Below are 1,869 nucleotides of genomic sequence, written 5' to 3'. Positions count from 1 at the left end.
TGGGTGGTCCGGGGCAGGGCAATTATTCGGCGGCGAATGCGTTCTTGGATGCTTTTGCGGGGTGGCGTCGGGGGCAGGGGCTGCCTGCGGTGTCGTTGGCGTGGGGGTTGTGGGGTGAGGCGAGTGCGATGACGGGCTCGCTGGGGGTGTCTGATCAGGCTCGGATGAGTCGTGGTGGTATTCGGTCGTTGTCGGTCGGGGAGGGCATGGCGTTGTTCGACGCCGGCCTGGCGGCTGGTGAACCGGCCCTGGTCGCAGCCAAGTTCGACCTCGCGGCCCTGACCGAACAGGCCGCCACGGACCGGGTGGCTCCCGTGCTGCGAGGTCTCGTACGGCAGTCCCGCCGAAGTGTCCGGACCGGCGCGGCCGGCGTGGGAACCGGCGGTGCGGCGGTCGAGTCGCTGGCCGACCGGCTGGCGACGATGCCCCAGGCCGACCGGCAGCGCACCCTCCTCGACATGGTGTGCGCCGACGCCGCGGCCGTGCTGGGCCGCCGCCAACGGGAAGCCATCGCACCGGAGCGTGCCTTCAAGGACCTCGGGTTCGACTCGCTCACCGGTGTGGAACTGCGCAACCGGCTCACCGCGGCCACGGGCCTCCGGCTGCCGGCCTCGGCGGTGTTCGACCACCCGACACCGGCCGCCCTCGCAGACGTACTGGCGGAGCAACTGGGCTCCTCACCGGTGTCCATTCTCGCCGAACTCGACCGCCTGGAAGCCGTGTTGGCCTCGACCACGCTGGACGACGCGGTCATGGCCCAGGCGGCCAAGCGCCTCCAGACACTGGCCACACGGTGTGCGTCGGAGGACTCCGGGTTCGAGACGGAGGAGGAGTTCGACCTCGAATCCGCTTCCGACGACGAACTCTTCAGCTTCGCCGAGAACGAACTCGGCACCTCCTGACAGCCGCGCCGGCCCCCACACCTGCTGAGCAGAAGGACTTCCGAATGACCACGAACGACGACAAGCTGCGTGACTACCTCAAGCGTGCCCTCGCCGACCTCAGCCAGGCGCGCAAGCGGCTGCGCGATGTGGAGTCCGAGAAGACGGAACCGATCGCGATCGTCGCCATGAGCTGCCGTCTCCCGGGAGGGGTGTCCTCGCCCGAGGACCTGTGGGAGCTGGTCGCCGAAGGCAATGACGGTATCTCGTCCTTCCCGACCGACCGGGGCTGGGACGTGCACGCACTGTACGACCCGGACCCGGAGCGCGCCGGGAAGTCGTACGTCAGGGAAGGCGGCTTCGTCGCGGACGCCGCGGACTTCGACGCCGCCTTCTTCGGGATCAGCCCGCGTGAGGCGGTCGCGATGGACCCGCAGCAGCGGCTGCTGCTGGAGACAGCATGGGAGGTCTTCGAGCGGGCCGGTATCGACCCGACGTCGATGCGTGGCCGCAACGTGGGTGTCTTCGCCGGTACCAAACCCCAGGACTACATCTCCAGCCTCGAAAACGGGGAGTCCAGCACCGAGGGGTACGCCCTGACGGGCAGCGCCGGCGCGGTCACCTCCGGCCGGGTCTCGTACGCCTTCGGCTTCGAGGGCCCCGCCGTCTCCATCGACACGGCCTGCTCGTCGTCACTGGTTGCCATTCACCTGGCCGCCCAAGCGCTGCGCAGCGGCGAGTGCTCGCTCGCGCTCGCCGGCGGTGTCGCCGTGATGGCCACGCCGGGCGCTTTCGTAGCCTTCTCCCGGCAGCGCGGCCTGGCCCCCGACGCACGCTGCAAGGCCTTCGCGGCGGGCGCGGACGGCACGGCCTGGGCCGAGGGGGTGGGTCTGCTCCTGCTGGAGCGCCTGTCGGACGCGCGCCGCAACGGCCATCAGGTCCTGGCCCTGGTACGCGGCAGCGCGGTCAACCAGGACGGCGCCTCCAA

General features: G+C 70.3%; 2 protein-coding genes. Both read left to right on the top strand.

What is annotated here, in order from left to right; all coding sequences use genetic code 11:
* Nucleotides 1–206: 206 nt before the first annotated feature.
* Nucleotides 207–902: an acyl carrier protein gene (locus ACZ60X_RS43845; RefSeq protein ID WP_469611434.1), complete on the top strand. Its 696-nt coding sequence runs from the start codon at nucleotides 207–209 to the stop codon at nucleotides 900–902.
* Nucleotides 903–946: 44 nt separating this feature from the next.
* The coding region (locus ACZ60X_RS43840) for a beta-ketoacyl synthase N-terminal-like domain-containing protein (RefSeq protein ID WP_469611432.1) at nucleotides 947–1,869 on the top strand (923 nt) is incomplete at its 3' end.

It is taken from the genome of Streptomyces sp. NPDC104106 (assembly GCF_055584345.1).
This window is presented reverse-complemented; position numbering and strand designations above follow the sequence as displayed.

Bases quoted from the DNA above. Each gene is read 5' to 3' on its own strand.
- ACZ60X_RS43845 (WP_469611434.1), top strand. From the start codon at position 207: ATGGCGTTGTTCGACGCCGGCCTGGCGGCTGGTGAACCGGCCCTGGTC.